The sequence below is a fragment of the Parabacteroides provencensis genome (genome assembly GCF_900232875.1).
GTDB lineage: Bacteria > Bacteroidota > Bacteroidia > Bacteroidales > Tannerellaceae > Parabacteroides > Parabacteroides chinchillae.
Window position 1 is genome coordinate 845,164 of the sequence record NZ_LT960488.1, and the last position, 24,986, is coordinate 870,149.

The window sequence follows — 24,986 nt, forward strand, 5'->3', positions numbered from 1 at the left end:
TGTGCAATAATTTTAATTAGTTTTCTTCAACTGATTTCGGGTCAATTTTAATACCCGCGCTCATTGTACTTGAAAGATAAATGCTCTTTATATACGTACCTTTAGCTGCAGACGGTTTCAACTTAAGCAAAGTTGAAATAAATTCCTTAGCGTTATCACGAATCTGGTCAGCATTGAAAGATACCTTACCAATTGATGTGTGAACGATTCCGGCTTTGTCTACCTTAAAGTCGATCTTACCTTGTTTAACTTCTTTCACTGCATTACCTACTTCATTGGTAACAGTACCACTTTTTGGATTTGGCATCAAACCACGAGGGCCTAAAACTCTACCCAAAGCACCGATTTTACCCATGATAGAAGGCATAGTAATGATAACGTCAATATCAGTCCAACCGCCTTTAATCTTTTCAATATATTCATCTAATCCAACAAAGTCAGCTCCTGCAGCAGTAGCCTCAGCTTCTTTGTCCGGTGTACATAATGCGAGAACCCTAACCTGCTTTCCAGTTCCGTGAGGTAATGAAACCACACCTCTTACCATTTGATTTGCCTTACGAGGGTCAACACCTAAACGAACATCAACATCTACAGATGCATCAAACTTAGTCGTAGTAATTTCTTTTACTAAAGCTGAAGCTTCTTTTAATGTATATGCTTTCCCAGCTTCAATCTTGCCCAAAGCCAACTTTTGATTTTTTGTAAGTTTACTCATCTCAATTGAAGTTTATTAATTATTACCCGGGAATGTCCCTTTAACAGTTATACCCATACTTCTGGCAGTACCTGCAACCATTTTCATGGCTGAGTCAACAGTAAAGCAGTTTAAATCGACCAACTTGTCTTCAGCGATAGCTTTAACCTGATCCCAAGTAATTTCTGCAATTTTCTTACGATTAGGTTCTGCAGAACCACTTTTTGCCTTAGTAGCTTCAAGCAATTGAATAGCTACAGGAGGGGTTTTGACAATAAAGTCGAAAGACTTATCGGCATAATAAGTAATTATAACAGGTAATATCTTACCAGCCTTGTCTTGGGTCTTGGCATTAAATTGCTTGCAAAACTCCATAATATTAATACCCTTAGAACCCAAAGCAGGTCCTACTGGGGGAGAAGGGTTTGCTGCTCCTCCTTTAATCTGCAATTTGATTTGTCCAGCAACTTCTTTAGCCATTTTTCTAAAATTTAGATATATAACATCAAAAACAGAAAGCCCCGTACTTTTCGTAACAAAAGCACTTACTCTTTCTCAACTTGCATATAACCCAACTCAAGCGGTGTTTTACGTCCGAAGACCTTAACCATTACTTTGAGTTTCTTTTTCTCAGCATTTACCTCTTCGATCACACCCGTAAAACCATTAAATGGTCCAAAGGTGATTTTCACATTCTCTCCAACAAAAAATTGAATATCCAGTTCTTCCTGCTGTTCCTGCAATTCATCAACCGTACCTAAAATACGATTTACTTCTACCGGACGCAAAGGCACGGGATTATCCGAACCTCCTAAAAATCCAATCACATTGGGAATGTTTCGCAATCGATGAGCTACTTCACCCACCAAAGCTGCCTCTACAAGTACATAACCCGGCAAATAGGCTCTTTCTTTCATAACCTTTTTACCATTACGCACAGTAAACGTTTTTTCGGTAGGAATCAAAACTTGTGAAACATACTCTCCTAAGTCTGTATTCTTCAACTCAGCTTCTAGATATTCTCTAACCTTATTCTCTTTACCACTTATGGCGCGAAGAACATAAAATTTCTTTTGGATATCAGACATATCAAAAACCGATTAAAAAATTTTCTCGTAGAAGAAACGCATCACGCTTTCAAAACCTAAGTCTACAACAAAGATTACTGCTGCAATTATAAGGGAAGCAAACATAACAACCACAGCACTATTGGAAAGCTCTGTTCTAGTAGGCCAAGAAACTTTATAAACAAGTTCGTTATAAGATTCCTTAATATAAGTAATTATCTTTTTCATCGAATCTATAGATTTTAGCACGGAAGGAGAGGCTCGAACTCCCGACACCTGGTTTTGGAGACCAGTGCTCTACCAACTGAGCTACTTCCGTAAAATAGCCAACCTCTCAACAAGGTTGGCTACATATTTATGTATATTGAATTAGTTTTCTAATTCTGTGATCTGACCTGCACCTACTGTACGTCCACCTTCACGAATAGCGAAACGAAGACCTACATTACAAGCTACCGGGTAAATCAGTTCAACGTCAATTGTTACGTTATCACCAGGCATTACCATTTCTGTTCCTTCAGGAAGAGTGATTTCACCTGTTACGTCCAATGTACGGATATAGAACTGAGGACGGTATTTGTTGTGGAACGGAGTATGACGGCCACCTTCTTCTTTCTTCAAGATATAAACTTCAGCCTTGAATCTAGAATGTTCTTTAACCTTACCCGGATGGCAGATTACCATACCACGTTTGATTTCGTTTTTGTCAATACCACGAAGCAACAAACCTACATTGTCACCGGCTTCACCCTGATCCAACAACTTACGGAACATTTCAACACCTGTAACAACAGATTTCTTTCCGTCAGCACCCAGACCAATGATCTGAACTTCTTCACCAACTTTTACAATACCTGCTTCGATACGACCTGTTGCAACTGTACCACGACCAGTAATAGAGAACACGTCTTCAACCGGCATCAAGAAAGGTTTATCGACATCACGCGGAGGCAGAGGAATCCAAGTATCTACTGCATCCATCAATTCCATAACCTTGTCTTCCCATTTCGGTTCACCATTCAATGCACCAAGAGCAGAACCACGGATAAACGGAGTGTTATCACCATCAAACTGGTAGAAAGAAAGCAATTCTCTCATTTCCATTTCAACCAATTCCAACATTTCTTCGTCGTCAACCATGTCGCATTTGTTCATAAACACAACCAATCTCGGTACGTTTACCTGACGAGCCAACAAGATGTGTTCACGAGTCTGAGGCATAGGACCATCAGTAGCAGCAACTACAATGATAGCACCGTCCATCTGAGCAGCACCAGTTACCATGTTCTTTACGTAGTCGGCGTGACCCGGACAGTCTACGTGAGCATAGTGACGGTTTGCAGTCTGATACTCTACGTGAGAAGTGTTGATAGTGATACCTCTTTCTTTTTCTTCAGGAGCGTTATCGATAGAATCGAATGAACGCAATTCTGAAAGACCTCTCTTTGCCAATACTGTTGTAATTGCAGCTGTCAAAGTTGTTTTACCGTGGTCAACGTGACCAATCGTACCAATGTTCACATGTGGTTTCGATCTGTCAAATTTCTCTTTTGCCATAACTTAATTGTTCTTTATTTGATTAATGATCATGTTCTAAAAAAATACCAATGAGCCGGTGCCGAGACTTGAACTCGGGACCTCTTCCTTACCAAGGAAGTGCTCTACCGCTGAGCTACACAGGCAATAAGAGCGGAAGACGGGACTCAAACCCGCGACCCTCAGCTTGGAAGGCTAATGCTCTATCAACTGAGCTACTTCCGCAATTTACTCTCAACATTAAACCAACCGGCCTGGCGGCATGTTCTATATCTCGAGTGTGGGCAGTGATGGATTCGAACCACCGAAGGCGAAAGCCAGCTGAGTTACAGTCAGCCCCATTTGGCCACTCTGGTAACTGCCCAAGCAGTTGACAGTTGACAGATAAAAAACAGGAAAGCGACATAAACTGTCAACTGTCAACTTTCCACCGTCAACTCTTTTGAGCCTCTTGTCGGATTCGAACCAACGACCCCGAGATTACAAATCACGTGCTCTGGCCAACTGAGCTAAAGAGGCGATAGAAACTTCTAAAAGAAGCCGTTCCGTCATGATGGCGAAACGGCTGCAAATTTAGATATTATTTCTTACATACCAAATTTATCTACCGTTTTTTTTATTTGGCTCTGATTTTTTCTTTGAATTTAATCAATTGCTTTTCTAATGCTTCAACACATTCATCAACAGATGCTTCAAAAGTATCTGTTACTTTTTCCGCAAAGCAATCTCCATTTTTGATTTTCAGCAAAATGCCTACCTGTTTATTATTGGCACTTTCAGGTTTCACAACCTTCAGAGTAACTTCAGCTAATATAATGCCGTCAAAATATTGTTCCAACTTAGACACTTTCTTCTGAATAAACGCCTCAAGTTGTACTGTTGCGTCAAAATGGATAGCATGAATTCTAATTTCCATAATTACCTCCTTCTTTTTTTGCTCTGGGATGAGCATGATACACTTTTTTTAATTCCTCAAAGGTTGTATGTGTATAAACACTGGTTGAAGCCAAACTGCTATGTCCGAGCAATTCTTTCACAGCATTTAACTCCGCTCCATTATTTAACATACTGGTTGCAAACGAATGTCTCAATACGTGCGGGCTACATTTTGCCAATGTTGGGATTTCCGACAGCATCTTCTTTACTATATTGTATACAATACCCGTAGAAAGCTGCGCTCCATTCTTTCTGACAAAGAACCATTCACATTGTATGCCAACTTCACGATTTCGAACTTCAGTGTATGCAAGCATTAAGTTTTTCAAACCTTTTGCAAAAGGGATCAACCGCTGTTTATTACGCTTACCGGTAACTTTTAATTGCATCGCATCGAAATCCACATCCGAATTTTTAATTCCGATCAATTCCGAGCGCCGTATTCCGGTATCATAAAATAATTCCAGCATCAAACGATTCCTTACACCTTCAAAATCCTCATCAAACCCATCACCATCCAACAGTATATCCATTTCTCCTTCCTTTACAAAATAGGGTAATGGTTTCTTTGTTTTAGGCCCGGTTACTAACCGAAGCGGATTTACAGAAACAATTCTCTGTTTCATGAGAAACTTAAAAAAAGATTTCAAAGAACTCAATTTGCGATTTACCGACACGGGAGAAATCTTTTCATCCAATAAATAGACTATCCAACTTCTCACTATATCCGAATCAATAAGACCGGGACTAAATACACCTTCCAGACGATCCTTTACATACTCTTCAAATTGACTTAAATCTTTCGAGTAAGCATCAACTGTATAATCGGAATAATTCCTTTCATACCGCAGATAAGTTAAAAAATCATCTATCAGTTCGTCCACGTTGCATCAACTTTTATGCAACGAAAATAGGAATAAGAATTCAATAAAACAAGCCTGGCTGTATATTTATTCTTCTATTTGCTGCAAATGCTGAACGTATATTGCACGCATAGTTTGTTTTCTTTTTGCAACTGAAGGTTTTTCAAAAGCCTGACGACTTCTCAATTCTTTTACAATACCAGTCTTTTCAAACTTTCTTTTGAACTTTTTCAACGCTTTTTCAATGTTCTCGCCTTCTTTCAATGGAACTACGATCATAATTTTTAATGTATTATATTGTTTATTACTATATCCACAAATTGGGCAGCAAAATTACAGATAGTTTCGTTATTACCAAAACTTTCCGTAAAATATTTTCTACCATACCCCCTTTTCCGTAATAATAGCCGTTATCAACTCACGAGGTGTGACATCAAATGCAGGATTATAAACTTTCACTTTTTCTGGTGCCATTCGTCTATTATACCACATATCGGTAACCTCTTCCGGATGCCGTTCTTCTATTACAATAGATTTTCCGTCGGGACACTGCATATCAATTGTTAATGTAGGCCCTAATACATAAAAAGGAATTCCATAATAACGAGCTAATACAGCAACACCAGAAGTTCCGATCTTATTCGCAACATCTCCGTTGGCCGCTATACGGTCGCATCCCACAAGCACTGCCTGCACCCACCCTTTTTGCATTACACTTGAAACCATATTATCGCAAATAAGAGTAACATCCACGCCTGCACGCTGCAGTTCATAAGTAGTTAACCGGGCTCCTTGTAACAGCGGACGTGTTTCATCTGCAAATACTTTAAAACCAAATCCTCTCTCCTGGCCTAAATAAACAGGGGCTAAAGCCGTTCCATACTCCGAAACGGCCAAATGCCCGGCATTACAATGCGTCAATACTCCCATACCCGGACGAAGTAAAGCCAAACAGTTTTCTCCAATTTGACGACAAGCAACTGCATCTTCTTCACGAATGGCAAGAGCTTCTTTCAATAACTCTTGTTTAATTTGCGGTACACTTTTCTCCTTATTCAGTAAAATTCGCCGTTCCATCCTATCCAAAGCCGCTACTAAATTTACGGCAGTTGGACGAGCACCTGACAAAAAAACTTTTATCCTGCAAAATTCATTATAAAATTGCTCAAAAGAAGATGTTTTTATTTTACTACTACATATATAAATACCGTACGCTGCAGCAATACCTATCGCAGGAGCTCCTCTTACTTTCAGTTTAAATATTGCATCCCAAATATCTTGTTCTGTAAACAACGAGACATATATTTCTTTTTCAGGCAACAAGGTTTGATCCAAAATTACAACGGCATCTTTTGTTTCATTCAGACATACAGTTTTTAAATCGGCAAGCTCTTTTATCATATATATCTTCCTTAAAATTCAATATTAAAACTTTCATCACCCGGTCCTAATGCTACTCCGACCACTACACTTGCAACTCCCAGAGCCACCGCCCCAACAGCTATTCCAACACCCGCCCCTTTTACTTTCCGGGCATAAGAAAAGTCTCCGGATAACTGCTGTTGCTCGCTAAAATCCGACGGAGGGACATTGCCCGCTTTTATTAATTTTGAAATATAAAAATTACGTTCAAAAAACATATACTTACGTTGTTTGCCATTATGATCATCAGTATATAACGTAAGATAACTTCTAAAGCACAACGGAGAATCACTTTCCGTAAACTCTTTTGTACGAACCGAAACCATGCTTAAATCATTAGTCGTAATATTTTCTTTAACATACTCTTCCTTAAGTATTTTATCAAAAGGAATACCTGGCAGATTCAAAGGTATATTTTCAATTTTCGATTTTGGAGGAATAAAGTCTACACCTTTGGGTAAAAACACAGATCCCGCAAAAGATCCTCGGGAAGTAGCTACATTTTCTGTTATCCTACTATTCCATCTATATGATTCGCCATGGGAGACCGACTCTGTCTCTCCTTCTACCAACACCTTTTTATCTTGATAAACCGTAGCTATATCATCTATAATCAAAGCCGAACGTGTCCAGTCAACAAACAAAGGTTCATCCAGTTTATTATAAATAATGATAGACACCGGCGCATTCTCTCCATTAAAAGAATAAGAAACAACTACCGTATCCGTTTCTTGAACAAAATCTCCCAGATCGCTTCTTATACCAACACGATCATTTGAACTCAATATCGAATAGTAATAAGAAGAACAACCGCTTAAACTCAACAACAATACGACTGCAACAAAAAAGAAAAGCTTATTCTTCATAATACTAAAACTTTATAGTGTACACAAAAATAAGCAATTATAAATAAATGACAAACAGAAAAAGACATTCATTATAATCATCGGGATCTTTTTAGAAAATCATCGGGATGAATTTGTAAAAAGATCCCGATGATTTCAAAAACGGTCAAAATATAAAAAAAGCTCTCTGCTAATTTATCCGTTTAGTTATTAAATTATTTTCTCAAATTTTAGTTCATAAATAAAAAACATTATATTTGTCATTTCTGATACTATAAAATATCCCATATTCATAAAAATCATTTCTTAAATTAAACAACATGAAAAGACGTAATTTTTTGGCACTAGCAGCTATCGCCGGAGGCAGTAAATTTCTCTTTCCATATTCGGCTTTTGCCAACACAGGAAAAGGGCAGATTCCAGGAATAAAAGATAGTCTATCCAACCAATTAGAAGCCGATATCATCATTTTAGGTGGTGGTATGGGAGGATGTGCAACCGCTCTTGCAGCTTGCCGTAACGGATTGAATGTAATAATGACCGAAGAAACCGACTGGATCGGGGGGCAAGCTTCACAGCAAGGTGTTCCACCGGATGAACACCCGTGGATAGAAACGCACGGGGCACCTGCCACCTACCGGGAATATAGAACTAGGGTCATGGATTATTACAAGCGCAATTATCCATTGACAGATGAAGCCCGCAACCGGAAATTCTTAAATCCCGGAGATGGTTCTGTTTCCCGCATTTGCCATGAACCTAAAGTTACAGTTGCCGTTTTAACAGAAATGCTAGCTCCATACATGAGTAACGGCAAACTCATTATATTGACAGACTATAAAGTAAAAAAAGCTGATGTCAACGGCGACAATGTAAAAGCTGTACAAGTTTATAATAAAAAAGAAGGTCGTACACTTACCCTGGTTGCCCCTTATTTCGTAGATGCTACCGAATGTGGAGATTTGTTGCCCTTAACAGGAACCGAATATGTAACAGGAACCGAATCGAAAGCGCAGACAAATGAACTTCACGCTTCCGATAAAGCTCGTCCAGGAAATAATCAAGCATTTACAGTTTGTTTCGCAATGGATTATGTTCCGGGAGCAAATCTGGTAATTGATAGGCCAAAAAATTACGATTATTGGAGCAACTATGTCCCCAACTTGACTCCGGCATGGTCAGGGAAATTACTCAGCCTTGCTTATTCGGATCCACGTACCCTGAAACCCAAAACACTGGGATTCCAACCCGAAGGTGAGCCAACCGGCGACGTTTTGAATTTATGGAACTATCGTAAAATAATCAACCGCCATAATTTCACTCCTGGTACTTACCAGGGAGATATAACGATGGTAAACTGGCCTCAGCAAGACTACATGCAGGGCAACCTGATTGATGTATCGGAAGATGAATTTGAAAAACATGTCAACGCCGCAAAGGAAATGAACAGATGTTTCTTCTACTGGCTACAAACAGAAGCACCCCGTCCTGACGGAGGAACAGGATGGGCTGGTCTGCGTTTGAGAGGAGATGTTATGGGAACAGAGGATGGTATGGCCAAATATCCGTACATCCGCGAGGCCAGACGTATCAAATCGGAATTTACAATTCTTGAAGAACATGTAGGTGCAGAAAACCGGGTACTAGTTGCCGGAAAAACAGCAGGCAAGAAATCGGCCGATTTCTACGATAGCGTAGGTTTAGGATATTATCACATAGACTTGCATCCGAGCAACGAAGGAGACAATTACATAGACTTTGCATCTCTTCCTTACCAGATTCCATTAGGAGCATTGTTGCCTCAACGAATGAACAATCTGTTACCGGCAAACAAAAATATAGGAACAACACATATCACAAACGGTTGTTATCGTGAACATCCTACGGAATGGGGTATCGGCGAAGCTGTGGGTATGCTTATTACATACGCAAAAGCAAAAAAAGTTCCACCTCGCGCAGTCAGAGAACGCAAAGAGTTATTGGAAGATTTCCAGAAATGGATACGTACGCAAGGGCTGGAAACTCATTGGCCTGCTTAAGTATTGCCCGAATAGAAATAAAACAATCATTCATAATTCCATGCTGTTGAAACCGGAATGTTTCACCGGCATGGAACATAATGGAATACTTTATAAATTATATAAATCACAAAACAATCGGAAGCCATGCATTGTATTATAAACATACTATTTAGTCTGTTTCTGGTGATGCCATTCAATTATTTATACAGTCAGAGCTTTACCGAAATTATTAACCGGGGAATACCCGGCAATAGTTCCGGCCAATTGTTAGAGCGCATACACAAAGACGTTATTAACGAACAACCGGATATGGTAATTATCCTCGTCGGAACGAACGACCTGTTAAATACGCAAAAACTTGTATCCGTTGAAACATTTAAACAGAATATCAATCTATTAACAGATTCATGTATAGAACATCATATCCCTGTTGTATTAGTAAGTCCGCCTACGGTAGACCCTATTTATTTATACCAACGGCACGACTCGGTAAAGTTCGGTATTTCTCCGATCAAAAAACTGGAACAAGGAAGAGATGCCATGAAACAAGTCTGCAAGGAAAAAGACATTCCTTTTGTCGATCTGCTGAGTTTTCTTCAATATTTGAATATTCCCCGGCATAACTCGGACGACATTATTATAAACTTAAAAAACAGTAACGCCGTAGATGGCGTTCATTTCACAAAGAAAGGAAACGAACTACTGGCAAACTACATCTATTGTCATTTACTAGCCACCTTCGATCTATCCAAAATAAAAAAGATTGTCTGCTTTGGCGATTCCATTACAAACGGCGTTTACATGGAAGGTGCCGGGACAAGCGAAGGCGATACATACCCTGCCGTACTGAAACGTTTAATCAATTACCCGTATAACAGAGAATAAGTACTGTTTTCTTTTGATTATTATTTTGACTAACTTTGCGAATAGTAATGTTGACAAAATACACAATACGATGAAAACAAATATTCCCGAACGTATTGCCGCCCTGCGCGAAGCAATGAAGCAGCATAGGATGGATGCCTACATCATCCCCAGTTCAGACCCGCACCTCAGTGAATATCCGGCAAGCCACTGGAAATCACGCGAATGGATTTCCGGTTTTGATGGTTCGGCCGGTACAGTAGTAATTACCGCTGATAAAGCCGGTTTATGGACAGATTCGCGGTATTTCCTGCAAGCGGCCAAACAACTGGAAGGTTCCGGTATTGAACTTTATAAAATGGCTTTACCTGAAACCCCTTCTATCCCTGACTTTTTATTACACAAACTGCACGAAGGGCAAACTGTCGGATTGGACGGTAAAACCTATAGTGTCACCGATGCACGCACACTCGAAAGTAAACTCAAACGGAAACAAATCAGATTGGATGTTTCGTCCGACCTGATAAACGAAATATGGAAAGACCGCCCGGCTATACCTGCTAATCCATTATTTGAAATGCCCGAGGAACTTAGTGGCAAATCAGTCCACGAGAAACTAGATGAAATTTGCGACTGCCTGCACGCAAACGGAGCGGACGGTATCATCCTTGCTGCTCTTGACGAAATAGCCTGGACATTTAATATTCGTGGAACAGATGTAGAATACAACCCGGTTGTTGTGAGTTATGCATTCGTATCCGACAAAGAAAACGTACTGTTTATTGACCCACGAAAACTGACAACCGAAACAGTCGAACATCTTAAAAAAGAAGGTGTCATATTAGCTGACTATAACAAAATACAATCATACCTTATTCACCTGGCGAAAAACAGCCGTATATTCGTGGACACGAACAAGACTAATGTTGCCCTGTTCAATGCAATTCCTTCCGAATGTACCATTATAGAAGGCATATCGCCTGCCAATCATCTGAAAAGTATCAAAAACGAAACGGAGCTAAAAGGATTCCGCAACGCAATGGAGAAAGACGGCGTAGCCTTAACCCGTTTCTTTATCTGGCTGGAGAAAGAAATGGAGGCGGGGCACAAAGTAACAGAGATGAGCGCTGCAGAAAAACTAACATCCCTTCGGTCGGAACAATCGCAATATATCATGGACAGTTTTGCTACCATCTGCGGATATGCCGCTCACGGTGCCATCGTACACTATGAAGCAACTCCGGATACAGATAAAGAACTAAAGCCCGAAAACCTCTTACTTATCGACTCTGGTGCTCAGTACCTGGACGGTACAACCGACATTACCCGTACGATTGCACTTGGAGAACCTTCGGAAGCCATGAAAAAAGATTACACCCGTGTGCTGAAAGGTACAATCAGCTTGGCTAAATCAAAATTTCCTGCCGGGACACGCGGTTCTCAATTGGACATACTTGCACGCAAAGCATTGTGGGACTCCGGTCTGAACTATCTGCATGGTACCGGACATGGCATCGGGCATTGCCTCAATGTACACGAAGGCCCGCAAAGCATCCGTATGGAAGAAAATCCTGTTCCACTCAAACCGGGCATGGTTATAAGTGATGAACCGGGGCTTTATCGTGCCGATGAATATGGCATCCGAATCGAAAACCTGATTACCGTACGCGAAGACAGCGAAACAGAATTCGGCACATTCCTCGGCTTCGATACACTCACCCTCTGTCCTATCGATACCCGGCCGATCCTTATCCCAATGCTTTCCGTACGAGAACGCACCTGGTTGAATAAGTATCATCAGATGGTATATGACAAACTAAGCCCTTACCTGAACGAAACAGAAAAAGAATGGTTAAAGAATAAAACAACAGAAATCTAAATGGCATTAATTAAATCCGTACGTGGCTTTACCCCAAAAATCGGTAAAGACACATTTCTTGCAGACAACGCCACAATAGTTGGCGATGTAGAGATTGGCGAAGGTTGCAGTATATGGTTTGGAGCTATACTGCGTGGCGATGTAAATTCCATCCGTATCGGCAATGGAGTGAACATACAAGACGGTTCCGTATTGCATACATTATACGAAAAATCGACCATCGAGATTGGTGATGATGTATCGGTAGGCCATAACGTAACAATTCATGGAGCAAAGATATGCAACGGCGCTCTTATCGGAATGGGCTCGGTTGTGCTAGACCATGCCGTAATAGGCGAAGGTGCTATAATAGCTGCCGGCTCGGTTGTACTTAGCAAAACGATTGTGGAGCCGGGCAGTATCTATGCCGGTGTCCCTGCCAAATTCGTGAAAAAGGTAGATCCGGAACAAGCCAAAGAGATCAACCAGAAAATTGCAAAGAATTATCACATGTATTCATCCTGGTATAAAGAAGAGGGGGAAAAGTAAATGAAAAAGGCAGGATGGGCAATACTATTGGTTATCTGTTGTATCGGAGGCTATCTGGCGTTGCCCTCCAACTACTACCTGCGGCGCGCAGCCGTTCACCTTTTTCCAAAAATCGACCAATATCCGATTTTCGAGAATCGCATTGTTAAGGCCGGAGCACCCGAACCATGGAAGGTTTCTGAAAATTACAACACGCAATCCATACCGGAAAAATACCTCCCGGTCTTCAATGAATTGGGCACAGTAGCTTTTGTCATTATCCAAAACGACTCTTTATTGTTTGAACAATACTGGGAGGATTATTCACCCGAATCACACAGCAATTCGTTTTCAATGGCAAAAAGCATTGTATCACTGGCGGTAGGATGTGCTATTGACGACGGTTTCATTCGGAATGTAGACCAGCCGGTAAGCGACTTTATCCCCCAATTCAAAGGGTTTAACGGTAAACAACTTACACTTCGCCATTTATTAACGATGAGTGCCGGAGTCGATTTTCAGGAAGCTTACACCTCTCCTTTTTCACCTACCACCCAGTTGTATTACGGCAATGATCTGGAAAAGATCGCTTTCGGAATGAAAGAAATTGAAGAACCCGGAAAGTATTTCAATTATCAGAGCGGAGTTACCCAACTTCTGGCATTCATTCTGGAAAAAGCAACGGGTGAAAAACTTTCTTCCTACGTTTCCCGCAAGCTATGGACACCCATGCATGCCGAAGAAGATGCACTATGGAGCCTTGACAAAAAAGATGGTACGGAAAAAGCATATTGCTGCTTCAACAGTAACGCACGCGACTTTGCCCGCTTCGGACAACTGGTATTAAACAAAGGAAGCTGGGACGACGGGCAACAACTTGTATCACCAGCTTACCTGCAAGAAGCTATTACTCCCGATTCTACCTTATTACTCAATGAAACGGAAGAAACAAACAAGAACTATGGCTTCCAGTTCTGGAATCTTGACTACAACGGAATGCGCATTCCATATATGAGAGGAATTCTGGGGCAATACGTATTTGTGATCCCTGAAAAGAATGCCGTCATTGTACGTCTTGGCCATAAGCGTGATAAAAAATATACATCCCAACACTATCCGGCAGATATAGACACTTGGTTAGGTGCTGCTATGGATATGCTTGATAATAAAAACACAAATAAAAATAAGCACAAATGAAACGAACAATTCTAATTGCGGCTCCTATGGCCGCTCTTATCCTGCTCTCGTGTACGAAGCCGGCATCCAAGACTAAAGAGATTACTTATACACCTCAACCCTCTTTCAATCCGCCAACTTATGTGTGTTATAAAACGCCAGCACCTATTAAAGTAGACGGAAAGCTTTCTGCCCAAGAATGGGACGCCGTACCCTGGACTACAGATTTTGTAGATATCGAAGGCGACAAACAACCTAAACCACTCTTTCTAACACGCGCTAAAATGGCATACGACGGCAACGGTATGTATTTTGCCGTATTGATGGAAGAGCCTCACGTTTGGGCAAACATAACGGAGCACGATGCCGTAATTTTTAACGATAACGACTTTGAGATTTTCCTCAACCCATCCAACGATACGCATAACTACCTGGAATATGAAGTAAATGCTCTCGGTACCGAATGGGATCTATACCTCACCAAACCTTACCGTGACAATCCGCAAGTATTAAACAACTGGGAACTTGCCGGAATGAAATCGGCAGTCTATGTTGACGGAACATTGAATAATCCGAATGATACCGACAAATCATGGAGTGCAGAAATATTCATTCCCTGGAGCACTATCTACCAGGTAATGCGCGGCAAGGAAAAACCCGAAGCCGGTGAGCAAATACGCGTTAACTTTTCCCGTGTGGAATGGACAACGGACGTACAAAACGGCAAATACGTAAAAGTACCGATCAAAGGTGAAGACAAAATACGCGAATACAACTGGGTATGGGCTCCTACCGGTGTAATCAACATCCATCTTCCCGAATACTGGGGCTATGTACAACTGTCCGACAAAGTTGCCGGTACAGGAGAAACTCCGTTTGTAAAGAAGCCGGCGGAAGAAACCAAATGGCTTCTGCGTAATTTATATTACCGTCAGAATGAATATGCAGCCACTTTCGGCAATTATGCATCTTCCATTTCTGACCTGAAGCCCGAAGAACTATGTTCTCCCAAACAGGCCAAGCAACTGACATTGCATACAACACCATCTATGTACGAAATATCAGCGCCGGCTCCCGACGGAACAATATGGCATATCCGTCAGGATGGTTTGGTTTGGAAATAAAAAATAATTGTTAACTATTAAATTAGGATATCATGATAAAACACAACTTACTGGCCGGCTTTTTATTGCTGGTTTCATGTAATCAACCTGCTTCTAAAGACAAAGAGATTGAATACAAAGCTATGCCTGCGTATAATCCGCCGGAATATGTATGTTACAAAACACCTGCCCCCATTCAGATCGACGGGAAACTGACTGCCGGAGAATGGGGTGCTATTCCGGCTGTTTCCGAATTTGTGGACATAGAAGGAAGCACCCGTCCAGCTCCGAAATTGAAAACAGAGGTAAAGGTTGCTTACGATGAACAGGGTATGTACATCGGGGCATTTCTGGAAGACCCCCACGTATGGGCTACTATTACAAAACACGACTCTATCATCTATCTGGACAATGCCTTCGAACTGTTTATCGAACCAGGAAACAACACACACAACTATTTGGAGTATGAAGTCAACGCACTCGGTACCGAATGGGATCTGTACCTCACCAAACCCTATCGCGACGGAGCACAAACGCTGAACAACTGGGAAACAGCAGGCATGAAATCGGCCATACATGTAGATGGTACGCTAAACAATCCGAAAGATATTGATAAATCGTGGAGCCTGGAAATATTCTTCCCATGGAGTTCCATATACCAAATGACACGGGGTAAGGAGAAACCGGAAGCGGGAGATTTGTTACGCATGAACTTCATGCGTGTACAATGGCCGGCTGTAATAAAAGACAATAAATACATAAAGACAGGAAAAGGTGAAAGCTATTGGGTTTGGGCTCCGATGGGAATTGTCAGTATCCACCTACCCGAATACTGGGGCTATATACAACTGTCCGATAAAGTTGCCGGAACGGGAGAAACTCCATTTGTAAAGGACCCGGCAGAAGGAACCAAATGGCTTCTGCGTAATTTATATTACCGTCAGAATGAATATGCTACTGCATTTGGAAACTATGCTTCAACTATTGCCGATCTGAAACCGGAAGAATTCTGTACGACAGAACAAACAAGGCAGATTACCTTAAGCACCACCCCGTCCATGTACGAAATCTCAATGCCTGCTCCTGATGGTACAGTATGGCATATCCGTCAGGATGGGTTTATCTGGAAATAAACATTATATATCATGAAAACTACAAAACTATATTTGGCTACTGTAGCCGTAATGCTTTAAAGTAGAATTTATTCCTTCCGTACAATAACGGTAATATAACAAACAAGAATCCGTAGCCCCGGTTTCACCGACAAGCTACGGATTCTTTTATTTTAGACAAAAAGATACTCTCTATAAATTATATTTCCGGGATTTGGCTATAAATAGAATCACCACCGTCATTACAATAAGTACATCCAGGACAATCACCGCTTCCTTCAACCCCAATTTAACAAACGTAACTGTTCCTGCTAGCTGACATAATCCTCCTATCGCCATATACTTGCGAGCCAGTTTTCCAGCACCAGCCCAGTCTACATCATCTTCTTTTCTTTTCGGAAAAGAATTATAACGCATAAGTAATCCGGGAAATCTCCCGGCCAGAAAACCTGCAGCTATAAGAATGAAACCCACCAGAAACAAAGGCAAATCTTCCATATATCGTCTCAATAAAGTATTTTTTCAGATATTGGCACAGCATACACTGCCAAATACCACCACACAATAAGTATGTCTCGCCAATAGCTTCTCAGGTTACACAAAACTTTAAACGACTCACATATTACAAATATACTCAGTTATTTTACATCACAAAATGACAAAATCAAGATTTCCAAAGTTTTTCATGTACATTTGTAATCTACTTAATTATATAATCTACAGCAGACATGAAAAATACAAGTTTATGGATGGCTGCACTGGCGGTAGGCCTTACGCTTACAGCCAACGGACAACAGGCTCCGAGCAGTATTACGCCGCAGATGCTACAGCAGATCAAGCAGGCTTATCAAAACACACCGGCCGATAAGGCTATACGCAATGCGATTGGCAACAATGACATCAACAAGCTGGCAGTAAACGGGGAGAACCGTAACAACTTCGACACATACTTTTCCCATAAGGTGAATAGCAAAGGCATCACCAATCAGAAATCGTCGGGCCGCTGCTGGCTTTTCACCGGGCTAAACGTACTACGTGCCGAAGCGATCGACAAGTATGAAATGGGAGATTTCCAGTTTTCACAAAATTATTCCTTCTTTTGGGATCAACTGGAAAAAGCGAACCTCTTTCTGCAAGGCATCATAGACACGCGGTTGAAACCGATAGACGACAAAATGGTGGAATGGTTGTTCAAGAATCCGATTGGCGATGGTGGACAGTTTACCGGCGTTTCGGATATTCTTACTAAATACGGTGTAGTCCCTGCCGAAGTGATGGCCGAAACTTACAGTAGCGAAAACACCTCGAAAATAAGCAACCTGATCGGATTGAAATTAAAAGAATTTGGCCTTCAATTGCGCGAACTCGCCACAGTGAAAGGCACGACAACGGAAGTTTTGGAAAAAGAGAAAACCAAAATGCTCGGAACTGTCTACCGCATGCTTGTTATCAGCCTGGGCGAACCGCCTGCCACTTTCACATGGACACGTAAGGATGCGGCCGGCAATCCGGTTGAAACAAAAGAGTACACGCCTCTCTCGTTCTATAATGAATATATCGGACACGACCTGAAAAACGACTACGTTATGCTGATGAACGACCCAAGCCGCGAATATTATAAACTATATGAGATAGATTATGACCGACATGCCTACGATGGAAAGAACTGGACGTACGTAAATTTGCCCATCGAAGATATCAAACAGATGGCAATAGCTTCTATCAAAGACAGTACAATGATGTACTTTTCTTGCGATGTAGGTAAGTTCTTTGACCGCGAACGTGGTTTGCTCGACGTAAATTATTATGATTATGGTTCGTTGATGGGAACAACATTCGGTATGGATAAGAAACAACGCATACAGACCTTCTCTAGCGGATCATCGCACGCCATGACGCTGATGGCTGTGGATCTGGACACAAACGGCCAACCGAAAAAGTGGATGGTGGAAAATAGCTGGGGGCCTGGCGCCAACGCCGGCCACCTGATCATGACAGACAAATGGTTCGACGAATATATGTTCCGTTTAGTGATAGATAAAAAATACATTACAGACAAGGTAAAAGAGGTAATGAAACAGCAACCTGTACGTCTCCCGGCATGGGATCCGATGTTTGCCGAGGAAGAATGACTAGTCCTAAATAACCGTTACAGTTATTGGACAAAACTAAAACATTTATCACAGTTCAGCAAGGCTAGCCTTGCTGAACTGTTTGTTTTTATAACTTTTAATTTTAATCTGCCTCTGATGGTGCATATACTCCGGTGTTTTGTATCCGCACGAGTAATGTGGTCTGAGATTATTATATTTATAAACAGCATCCTTTACCAGACGCTTCATCTGTGCCAATGGAAGATTAAGGTCTTCAAGCAGAAACTCATGTTTGAGTATCCCGTTTATCCTTTCTGCTATGGCATTTGCATAAGGATCATAGGATTCAGTCATGCTCGGTATGATATGATACCGTTTCAATAATCTCTGATATGCATCGGAGCAGTATTGTATACCACGATCTGAGTGATGTATTAAGGGTTCCTCCCTGTACAATCGGTTGCCGTTGGCCATCGTTACGGCATTAAGGGTACCCTGAGTGTCCAAAGAACAGGAAAGGTCATATCCCATAACCTTCTTTGAATAAGCGTCTGTAACCAATGAGAGATACAAGTGACTGTTTCTATTTCTTATATAGGTTATATCCGAAACCCAGATTTCTTCCGGACGTATAGATTCCATATTTGCCACAAGGTTCTTGTGCCTGTGGAACCGATGGTGGGAGTTGGTCGTCACATGATAGGAACGGACAGGCTTTATGAGCATGTGGTTGGCACGTAGTATGTCAAACAGCCTGTCACGGCCAACTTTCTTCTCTTTCAATACCGGCTGAAGCATATGATAGAGTTTACGGGTACCTATATGGGGCATCTCCAAACGGAGACCCTGTACTATCTCTACAACTTCGGTAGCTTTTTGGCGACTCCTGTCTATACTCCAATGCTGACGGTAATATTTTTGCCTGCTTATCCCGAGCAGTCGGCAGATCCCGCTGATACTTACGGATTTTTCTTCTTTGTATTGGAGGACTGTTCGGGAAAGGAGTTTTTTCGGATATCGATGTGATATTCCTTTTCTGCGATATCTATCATCATATCAAAGAATTCGGCTTTTATATCCTTTAATTCGAGTTCCTTCTCCAGGCGGGCGTTCTTGCGCTCCAACAACTTTATTTTCTGCTCCAATTCAAGCAGTTGCTGTTCCTTACTCTTTTCCACGGGACAATGAGATTTGTTTGACACGTCAAAGTTACCATATTTTTCAATCCAACGTTTTAATGTATGGCTTCCTTGTATGCCATATTTACGCTGAATAGTCTCCATACTTAGCCGGCTTGTTTCATACTCTTGAACTACTGATAATTTAAAGGACATGCTGTAATCCTTTTGTGTACGTCTAATGTACTTGGTTTCTGACTTTTTCATTTCGTTACTTAATTTGGTGTAACGCTATTTTAGGACTAGACAGAATAAATAAAAAAGAGAGGAACCTATAAAAGTTCCTCTCTTTTTTATTTATCTTTACTTAATTCTTTCAGTATTTTATCCGTAGCTCCGATATTATTCTTTACAAAATCTCCTGCTGCCCGACCGGAAGCATCCAGCACTTCGTGGTAAGTCAAAAGTTCATCCATCTTACCCCTAAAAGCCTTTCCATCCTGAACAGCAAAACCTCCGTTCACAGCAATCAGGTCTCTGGCTTCTTTAAATTTATGATACCGTGGGCCAAACAGTACGGGAACCCCGTATACAGCAGCCTCAAGCGTATTATGAATGCCAGCACCAAACCCGCCGCCTATATAAGCGACATCACCATACCGATAAATAGACGAAAGAAGCCCGAAGCTATCCACGATAAGACAACATTTATCAGTCAAGTCGTCATCATGTGCTTCTGACAAACGGATAGACGGGCGCTTCAAGAGCGACTCGATATACATCAAATGCTCACGATGAATCTCATGCGGAGCGATGATTAATTTCATTTCAGGGTGTTCGTTAAAGTAAGGTATCAGTATTTCTTCGTCCTGAGGCCACGAGCTGCCAGCGATGAGAGTTATCTGTTTTCCGCCTGTTTTATTTGCTACGAATTTCTCAACCAAAGGGATTTCGCGTGCCTGGTTACGAACATCCAGCACACGGTCGAAGCGCGTATCGCCTGCTACTGTAACGTTGGTTATACCGTACTCCTCAAGCAATTTTTGCGAACGCTCGTCTTGGACGAACAGATGGTTAAAGCAACTCAGCATCTTACGGTACGGAGAACCATACCATTGGAAAAACAATTGATCCTGACGAAAGATAGCAGAAATAATATAGACTGGTATATTACGACGCTTTAGCTCGTTAAGGTAGTTTCCCCAAAATTCATATTTTATGAATACGGCAACAGCCGGATTTGCCAGATTAATAAATTTCTTCACCCTGTATGGCGTATCAAACGGCAAGTAGCATATAACATCTGCTCCATTATAATTCTTGCGTACTTCATAACCCGAGGGTGAGAAAAAGGTAAGCAGTATTTTATAATCGGGATGTTCTGCCTTAATCTTTTCCATCATAGGCCGGCCTTGCTCAAACTCCCCCAGTGATGAGGCGTGAAACCAGATATACTTGGCATTCCGGTCTATTTTGCTCCTTAATATAGAGTTGGTTTTCCATTGCCCCAAACGCATCATCCTTGCCTTTTTATGAAAAGGAGAAATCAGCGCTACAATGAAAGCATAGAAGTGTATCAATAAACTGTACATAGCATGTCCGGTTCTCAATCTGCAGTTATTTAAGTATTTCTATTGCACGTTGAATACGGCGAATAGATTCTTCTTTGCCCAATGCTTCGGTAATATCAAAGATATGAGGTCCTTTGCCTTCGCCTACCAAAGCCAAGCGGGTTGCATTCATTATATTTCCCAGATGATAACCTTTACTTTCGATCCAGGCTTTCACTTCTTCTTCAGTACCTTCTATATCGAATGGTTCACGTGTGCGTAATACTTCTATCAGTTCGGCTAGTTGGGCAGCCGATTCGTCTTTCCAACGTTTCTTCGTAGTCTTTTCGTCGTACTGCGTTGGAGCAACGAAGAAGAAGGAACAAACATCCCATAATTCTTTCACGAAGTTTACGCGGTCTTTCATCATGGCTACCACTTTTTCTACGTATGCAAATTCTGCTTTTATGCCGTGCTCTTCAAGAAAAGGCAAAAACATTTTAGCAATTTCTTCATTGCTTTTTTGCTGAATATACTGGTGATTGAACCATTTTCCTTTCTCATAATCAAACTTGGCTCCGCTACGGCTGCAATGAGACAGATTAAAAGATTGTATCAGTTCATCCATACTCATCACTTCCTGGTCATTGCCTGGATTCCAACCTAAGAGAGCGAGAAAGTTCACAACAGCTTCGGGCAAGTAACCGCTTTCGCGATATCCTGACGAGATGTCTCCGGTTTTTGGATCATGCCATTCCAACGGAAATACAGGGAAGCCCAGACGGTCACCGTCACGTTTACTCAACTTGCCATTGCCTTCAGGCTTCAGGAGCAAAGAGAGATGTGCAAACTGAGGCATTGTTTCGGTCCAACCAAAGAAACGGTAGAGCAATACGTGCAACGGAGCACTCGGCAACCATTCTTCACCACGGATAACATGGGTTACTTCCATCAGATGGTCGTCTACAATATTTGCCAAATGATATGTGGGAAGCTCGTCTGCCGACTTATAAAGTACCTTGTCATCCAGAATAGAAGAGTTGATAATGACTTCGCCACGGATAAGGTCGTTTACATGAATATCTTCGTTGGGTTCTATCTTGGCACGCACCACGTATTGGTTTCCTGCTTCGATTAATGCTTTTACCTCATCTGCCGGAAGTGTAAGCGAGTTGCGCATTTGCAAACGGGTGGAAGCATCATACTGGAAGTTGGATACTTCAGCGCGTTTAGCCTCCAGTTCCTGAGGGGTATCAAATGCGATGTAGGCATGACCGGCATCCAGAAGCTGGTCTACATATTTCTTATAAATATTTCTACGTTCGCTCTGGCGATACGGGCCGTAGTTTCCGCCAAACCCTACTCCTTCGTCAAACTTAATGCCTAACCAAGTGAGAGCTTCGATTATGTAATCTTCTGCTCCGGGAACGAAACGTTGTGAATCTGTATCTTCTATACGGAGAATCAAATCTCCACCTTGTTGTTTTGCAAATAGATAGTTGTATAAAGCAGTACGAACACCACCAATATGCAACGCCCCCGTAGGACTGGGTGCAAAACGTACTCTTACTTTTCTTTGAGTCATAGTGCTTACCTTTAATAATGCGGCAAAAGTACATCTTTTATTTCTCATAGTAAACTTTTTTATGTACATTTCGCCCCGACAAAGAAACATCAATTATGAAATTAAAGAGTTACAGCATACCTTCCGTTATCTACTTTATCGTATCAGCTTTGCTGATCGCTTATTTTTTTCCGCGCGAAGGAAAGTTCCGGTATCAGTTTTACGAAGGTAAACCGTGGCGTTACGGATTGCTAACTGCTCCAAGTGACTTCCCTATTTATAAGACAGACGAAGAAGTAAAAGCAGAAAAAGACAGCGTCCTGAAAAACTTCGAACCCTATTACAGATTAGATACAAAAACAGAAAACAACGAAATAGCCAAGCTCCGTACCAACTATAACGCGACGCTGCACAGCAAAGCCACCCCGGCTTATATGCAATACATCGAAAAAAGCCTGATATACCTTTACAACAAGGGTATCATCTCTCCGCAAGCATTGGAAGACTTAAAAAAGGAAGATATCTTTAAAGTGAATCTACTCGAGAACAACATTGCCAGACCTTGCTATATAAGCGATTTTTTCACCGTAAAAACAGCTTACGAATACATCATCAATAATTGTCCGTCACATCTGGACAAAGCCGTTCTGCAATCGTGCGACATAAATAACTATCTGGAAGAAAATATCACTTACGATCAGGCCACCTCCGAAAAAGTACGGACAGACATACTTCAAAGCGTCTCCATCTCCAACGGCATGGTACAAGCAGGAGAGCGCATTGTAGACCGCGGAGAAATCATAGACAACCATACATACAACGTACTCCGTTCCCTCAAAACCGTACACGAATCAAAAACCGGAGGGACGCAACGGCAAAGCATCATTCTTGCCGGACAGTTTGTACTTGTCTTTGGTATCATGTTTTGTTTTTGGTTATACCTGTGGTCTTTCAGGCCAAGAATATTTCACAATAAAAAGAATACGTTTTTCTTGTTGAGCTGCATATTCACCGGTTGTATCCTGACAGAATTATGCGTCACTTACGGACTGTTTAACATTTACATCCTTCCGTACGCCATTGTGCCAATTGTGATCCGTACGTTTTTCGACTCAAGAACAGCTCTGTTCACACATCTGGTTACAATTCTGATCTGTTCGCTGATGGCACCTTTCCCTCACGAATTCCTGATCCTGCAAATTATCGCAGGTATGGTAGTAACATTCAGCTTGAAAGAATTGTCGCAACGCTCGCAATTAATCCGCTGTGCATTCTTCATCTTTATGTCATACACTATTGTATATATCAGCCTCACGATTTACCAGGAAGCTAACTTTAAAAAGATAAACTGGATGATGATGCTCTATTTCGGTATTAATTTCATCCTCCTAATGTTTACCTACGTATTGGTTTATATGTTGGAAAAGACTTTTGGCTACGTATCGAGTATCACATTAGTAGAATTATCCAACATCAACACGCCGATATTAAAGAAGCTCAGTGAAACCTGCCCCGGTACATTCCAGCACTCTCTGCAGGTATCTATTCTTGCTTCTGAGGCAGCAGCCAAAATCGGGGCAGATTCGCAGTTAGTCCGTACCGGAGCTATGTACCACGATATAGGAAAAATGAGCAACCCGGTTTTCTTTACCGAAAATCAAAGCAGCGTGAATCCCCATGACAAGCTGGCCTTTGACGAAAGCGCACAAATCATCATTAGCCATATCACCGAAGGTGTTAAAATTGCAGAGAAAGCAGGATTGCCAAAAGCCGTAATCAACTTTATCCGTACCCACCACGGACGCGGCAAAGCAAAATACTTCTATAACTCTTTCAAGAATCAATATCCCGACAAGGAGATAGACGAAGAAGCATTTACATACCCTGGTCCGAATCCGTTCTCGAAAGAAACCGCCGTCTTAATGATGGCCGACTCTGTAGAAGCCGCCTCGCGAAGCCTCAAAGAGCATACGGAAGAAGGCATACAACAGTTGGTAAACAAAATTATAGATAGCCAGATTGCCGACGGATTATTAAGAAACACACCTCTTACATATAAAGATGTAGAGACGATAAAAAACGTCTTTGTTGAAAAACTAAAAATCATGTACCATACCCGAATCAGCTACCCGGATTTGAAGAAGTGATGTGCTCCAACAAACCCGCACACGCATCTTCCAGCAAATCGAGGACGAGTTCGAAACCTTCTTCTCCGCTATAATACGGGTCGGGGATATAATCATATAATTTGTTACGTGAATACTCGGTCATCTGATGTATCTTCTGTACGGATTCCAGGTCGGGTGCTTTCTGTTTCAAACGGTCTATATTTTGATCGTCCATACCAATAATCAGATCAAAGTCAAAGAAGTCCGATGTACAGACCGGACGGGAAATGGATTCCAACACATATCCGCGACGCGCAGCATGAGCACGCATCCGGGGATCAGCTTTTTCGCCTTGATGGTAGCCTATCAAACCCGCCGAATCAATCTCAAAGCGGTCTGCCATCCCAGCATCTTTCACCATTTTTTTCATCACTGCTTCTGCTGACGGAGAGCGGCAAATATTACCGAGACACACAAATAGTAACTTTATTTTCTTCTTTTCCATAATTATCTATATTTTCAATTATT

Annotated in this window: 25 protein-coding genes and 5 tRNA genes; 9 read left to right on the top strand and 21 right to left on the bottom strand. The window is 41.5% G+C overall.

The window, feature by feature from the left end; genetic code table 11:
* Positions 1–16: 16 nt before the first annotated feature.
* The 15 genes from rplA to CTY47_RS03775 form a co-directional block, all read right to left on the bottom strand.
* Positions 17–715, bottom strand: coding sequence for a 50S ribosomal protein L1 (gene rplA / locus CTY47_RS03705; protein ID WP_099463483.1), 699 nt, complete (start codon positions 713–715; stop codon positions 17–19).
* 15 nt (positions 716–730) lie between these two features.
* Positions 731–1,174, bottom strand: coding sequence for a 50S ribosomal protein L11 (gene rplK / locus CTY47_RS03710; protein WP_099463484.1), 444 nt, complete (start codon positions 1,172–1,174; stop codon positions 731–733).
* A gap of 65 nt (positions 1,175–1,239) precedes the next feature.
* Positions 1,240–1,782, bottom strand: a complete 543-nt coding sequence (gene nusG / locus CTY47_RS03715; protein ID WP_099463485.1) for a transcription termination/antitermination protein NusG — start codon at positions 1,780–1,782, stop codon at positions 1,240–1,242.
* A 12-nt stretch (positions 1,783–1,794) separates the two neighbouring features.
* On the bottom strand, positions 1,795–1,989 hold the full coding sequence (gene secE, locus CTY47_RS03720) for a preprotein translocase subunit SecE (RefSeq protein WP_007654183.1): 195 nt from the start codon (positions 1,987–1,989) through the stop codon (positions 1,795–1,797).
* Between the two features lie 18 nt (positions 1,990–2,007).
* Positions 2,008–2,080: transfer RNA gene (locus tag CTY47_RS03725), tRNA-Trp, on the bottom strand.
* A gap of 50 nt (positions 2,081–2,130) precedes the next feature.
* Positions 2,131–3,318 carry an elongation factor Tu gene (gene tuf, locus CTY47_RS03730; RefSeq protein ID WP_099463486.1) on the bottom strand — a complete coding sequence of 396 codons (1,188 nt, stop codon included), beginning with the start codon at positions 3,316–3,318 and terminating at the stop codon, positions 2,131–2,133.
* A gap of 53 nt (positions 3,319–3,371) precedes the next feature.
* Positions 3,372–3,443: transfer RNA gene (locus tag CTY47_RS03735), tRNA-Thr, on the bottom strand.
* A gap of 6 nt (positions 3,444–3,449) precedes the next feature.
* A tRNA-Gly gene (locus CTY47_RS03740) sits at positions 3,450–3,522 on the bottom strand.
* A 56-nt stretch (positions 3,523–3,578) separates the two neighbouring features.
* A tRNA-Tyr gene (locus CTY47_RS03745) sits at positions 3,579–3,661 on the bottom strand.
* Between the two features lie 81 nt (positions 3,662–3,742).
* Positions 3,743–3,816 (bottom strand) — tRNA-Thr (locus CTY47_RS03750).
* Between the two features lie 97 nt (positions 3,817–3,913).
* Positions 3,914–4,213, bottom strand: coding sequence for a ribosome hibernation-promoting factor, HPF/YfiA family (gene hpf / locus CTY47_RS03755; RefSeq protein ID WP_099464058.1), 300 nt, complete (start codon positions 4,211–4,213; stop codon positions 3,914–3,916).
* Positions 4,203–5,117, bottom strand: coding sequence for a tyrosine-type recombinase/integrase (locus CTY47_RS03760; RefSeq protein ID WP_099463487.1), 915 nt, complete (start codon positions 5,115–5,117; stop codon positions 4,203–4,205). Before CTY47_RS03760 ends, hpf begins: the two co-directional genes overlap by 11 nt.
* Positions 5,118–5,183: 66 nt before the next feature.
* Positions 5,184–5,375: a 30S ribosomal protein S21 gene (gene rpsU, locus CTY47_RS03765; RefSeq protein WP_099463488.1), complete on the bottom strand. Its 192-nt coding sequence runs from the start codon at positions 5,373–5,375 to the stop codon at positions 5,184–5,186.
* 99 nt (positions 5,376–5,474) lie between these two features.
* Positions 5,475–6,497, bottom strand: a complete 1,023-nt coding sequence (gene mtnA, locus CTY47_RS03770) for an S-methyl-5-thioribose-1-phosphate isomerase (protein ID WP_099463489.1) — start codon at positions 6,495–6,497, stop codon at positions 5,475–5,477.
* Between the two features lie 11 nt (positions 6,498–6,508).
* Positions 6,509–7,384, bottom strand: coding sequence for a hypothetical protein (locus CTY47_RS03775; RefSeq protein WP_099463490.1), 876 nt, complete (start codon positions 7,382–7,384; stop codon positions 6,509–6,511).
* 299 nt (positions 7,385–7,683) lie between these two features.
* Between CTY47_RS03775 and CTY47_RS03780 the strand changes: the two genes are divergently transcribed.
* The 7 genes from CTY47_RS03780 (at position 7,684) to CTY47_RS03810 (ending at position 16,046) form a co-directional block, all read left to right on the top strand.
* Entirely contained in the window at positions 7,684–9,402 is a 1,719-nt protein-coding gene (locus CTY47_RS03780) for an FAD-dependent oxidoreductase (protein ID WP_099463491.1), read from the top strand.
* A gap of 126 nt (positions 9,403–9,528) precedes the next feature.
* Positions 9,529–10,269: a GDSL-type esterase/lipase family protein gene (locus CTY47_RS03785; RefSeq protein ID WP_099463492.1), complete on the top strand. Its 741-nt coding sequence runs from the start codon at positions 9,529–9,531 to the stop codon at positions 10,267–10,269.
* Positions 10,270–10,339: 70 nt separating this feature from the next.
* Positions 10,340–12,127, top strand: coding sequence for an aminopeptidase P family protein (locus tag CTY47_RS03790; RefSeq protein ID WP_099463493.1), 1,788 nt, complete (start codon positions 10,340–10,342; stop codon positions 12,125–12,127).
* The gene (locus CTY47_RS03795) at positions 12,128–12,655 is read left to right on the top strand and encodes a gamma carbonic anhydrase family protein (RefSeq protein WP_099463494.1); all 528 of its coding nucleotides are present in this window, start codon (positions 12,128–12,130) and stop codon (positions 12,653–12,655) included.
* Positions 12,656–13,831, top strand: coding sequence for a serine hydrolase domain-containing protein (locus CTY47_RS03800; RefSeq protein WP_099463495.1), 1,176 nt, complete (start codon positions 12,656–12,658; stop codon positions 13,829–13,831). It abuts the gene before it with no gap.
* Positions 13,828–14,934, top strand: coding sequence for a carbohydrate-binding family 9-like protein (locus CTY47_RS03805; RefSeq protein WP_099463496.1), 1,107 nt, complete (start codon positions 13,828–13,830; stop codon positions 14,932–14,934). The genes CTY47_RS03800 and CTY47_RS03805 overlap by 4 nt, the downstream gene beginning before the upstream one ends.
* 32 nt (positions 14,935–14,966) lie before the next feature.
* Positions 14,967–16,046: a carbohydrate-binding family 9-like protein gene (locus CTY47_RS03810; RefSeq protein ID WP_099463497.1), complete on the top strand. Its 1,080-nt coding sequence runs from the start codon at positions 14,967–14,969 to the stop codon at positions 16,044–16,046.
* A gap of 171 nt (positions 16,047–16,217) precedes the next feature.
* On the opposite strand, the gene CTY47_RS03815 is transcribed toward CTY47_RS03810, so the two are convergent.
* A complete protein-coding gene (locus tag CTY47_RS03815) occupies positions 16,218–16,535 on the bottom strand; it encodes a DUF3784 domain-containing protein (protein ID WP_158228502.1) in 318 nt (105 codons plus the stop codon).
* A 218-nt stretch (positions 16,536–16,753) separates the two neighbouring features.
* Between CTY47_RS03815 and CTY47_RS03820 the strand changes: the two genes are divergently transcribed.
* The gene (locus CTY47_RS03820) at positions 16,754–18,157 is read left to right on the top strand and encodes a C1 family peptidase (RefSeq protein ID WP_099463499.1); all 1,404 of its coding nucleotides are present in this window, start codon (positions 16,754–16,756) and stop codon (positions 18,155–18,157) included.
* Between the two features lie 48 nt (positions 18,158–18,205).
* On the opposite strand, the gene CTY47_RS17265 is transcribed toward CTY47_RS03820, so the two are convergent.
* The 4 genes from CTY47_RS17265 to gltX all read right to left on the bottom strand — a co-directional run bounded on the left by CTY47_RS17265 (position 18,206) and on the right by gltX (position 22,371).
* Positions 18,206–19,147 carry an IS3 family transposase gene (locus CTY47_RS17265; protein ID WP_317044049.1) on the bottom strand — a complete coding sequence of 314 codons (942 nt, stop codon included), beginning with the start codon at positions 19,145–19,147 and terminating at the stop codon, positions 18,206–18,208.
* The gene (locus tag CTY47_RS17270; RefSeq protein WP_233202055.1) at positions 19,078–19,503 is read right to left on the bottom strand and encodes a transposase; all 426 of its coding nucleotides are present in this window, start codon (positions 19,501–19,503) and stop codon (positions 19,078–19,080) included. Before CTY47_RS17270 ends, CTY47_RS17265 begins: the two co-directional genes overlap by 70 nt.
* Before the next feature lie 86 nt (positions 19,504–19,589).
* The gene (locus CTY47_RS03830) at positions 19,590–20,828 is read right to left on the bottom strand and encodes a 3-deoxy-D-manno-octulosonic acid transferase (protein ID WP_099463500.1); all 1,239 of its coding nucleotides are present in this window, start codon (positions 20,826–20,828) and stop codon (positions 19,590–19,592) included.
* Between the two features lie 25 nt (positions 20,829–20,853).
* A complete protein-coding gene (gene gltX / locus CTY47_RS03835) occupies positions 20,854–22,371 on the bottom strand; it encodes a glutamate--tRNA ligase (RefSeq protein ID WP_099463501.1) in 1,518 nt (505 codons plus the stop codon).
* A 95-nt stretch (positions 22,372–22,466) separates the two neighbouring features.
* On the opposite strand from gltX, the gene CTY47_RS03840 reads away from it, so the two are divergent.
* On the top strand, positions 22,467–24,497 hold the full coding sequence (locus tag CTY47_RS03840) for an HD family phosphohydrolase (RefSeq protein ID WP_099463502.1): 2,031 nt from the start codon (positions 22,467–22,469) through the stop codon (positions 24,495–24,497).
* Here CTY47_RS03840 and CTY47_RS03845 read toward each other — a convergent pair.
* Positions 24,472–24,963 carry a low molecular weight protein-tyrosine-phosphatase gene (locus CTY47_RS03845; protein ID WP_099463503.1) on the bottom strand — a complete coding sequence of 164 codons (492 nt, stop codon included), beginning with the start codon at positions 24,961–24,963 and terminating at the stop codon, positions 24,472–24,474. The genes CTY47_RS03840 and CTY47_RS03845 overlap by 26 nt on opposite strands.
* Positions 24,964–24,986 lie beyond the last annotated feature (23 nt).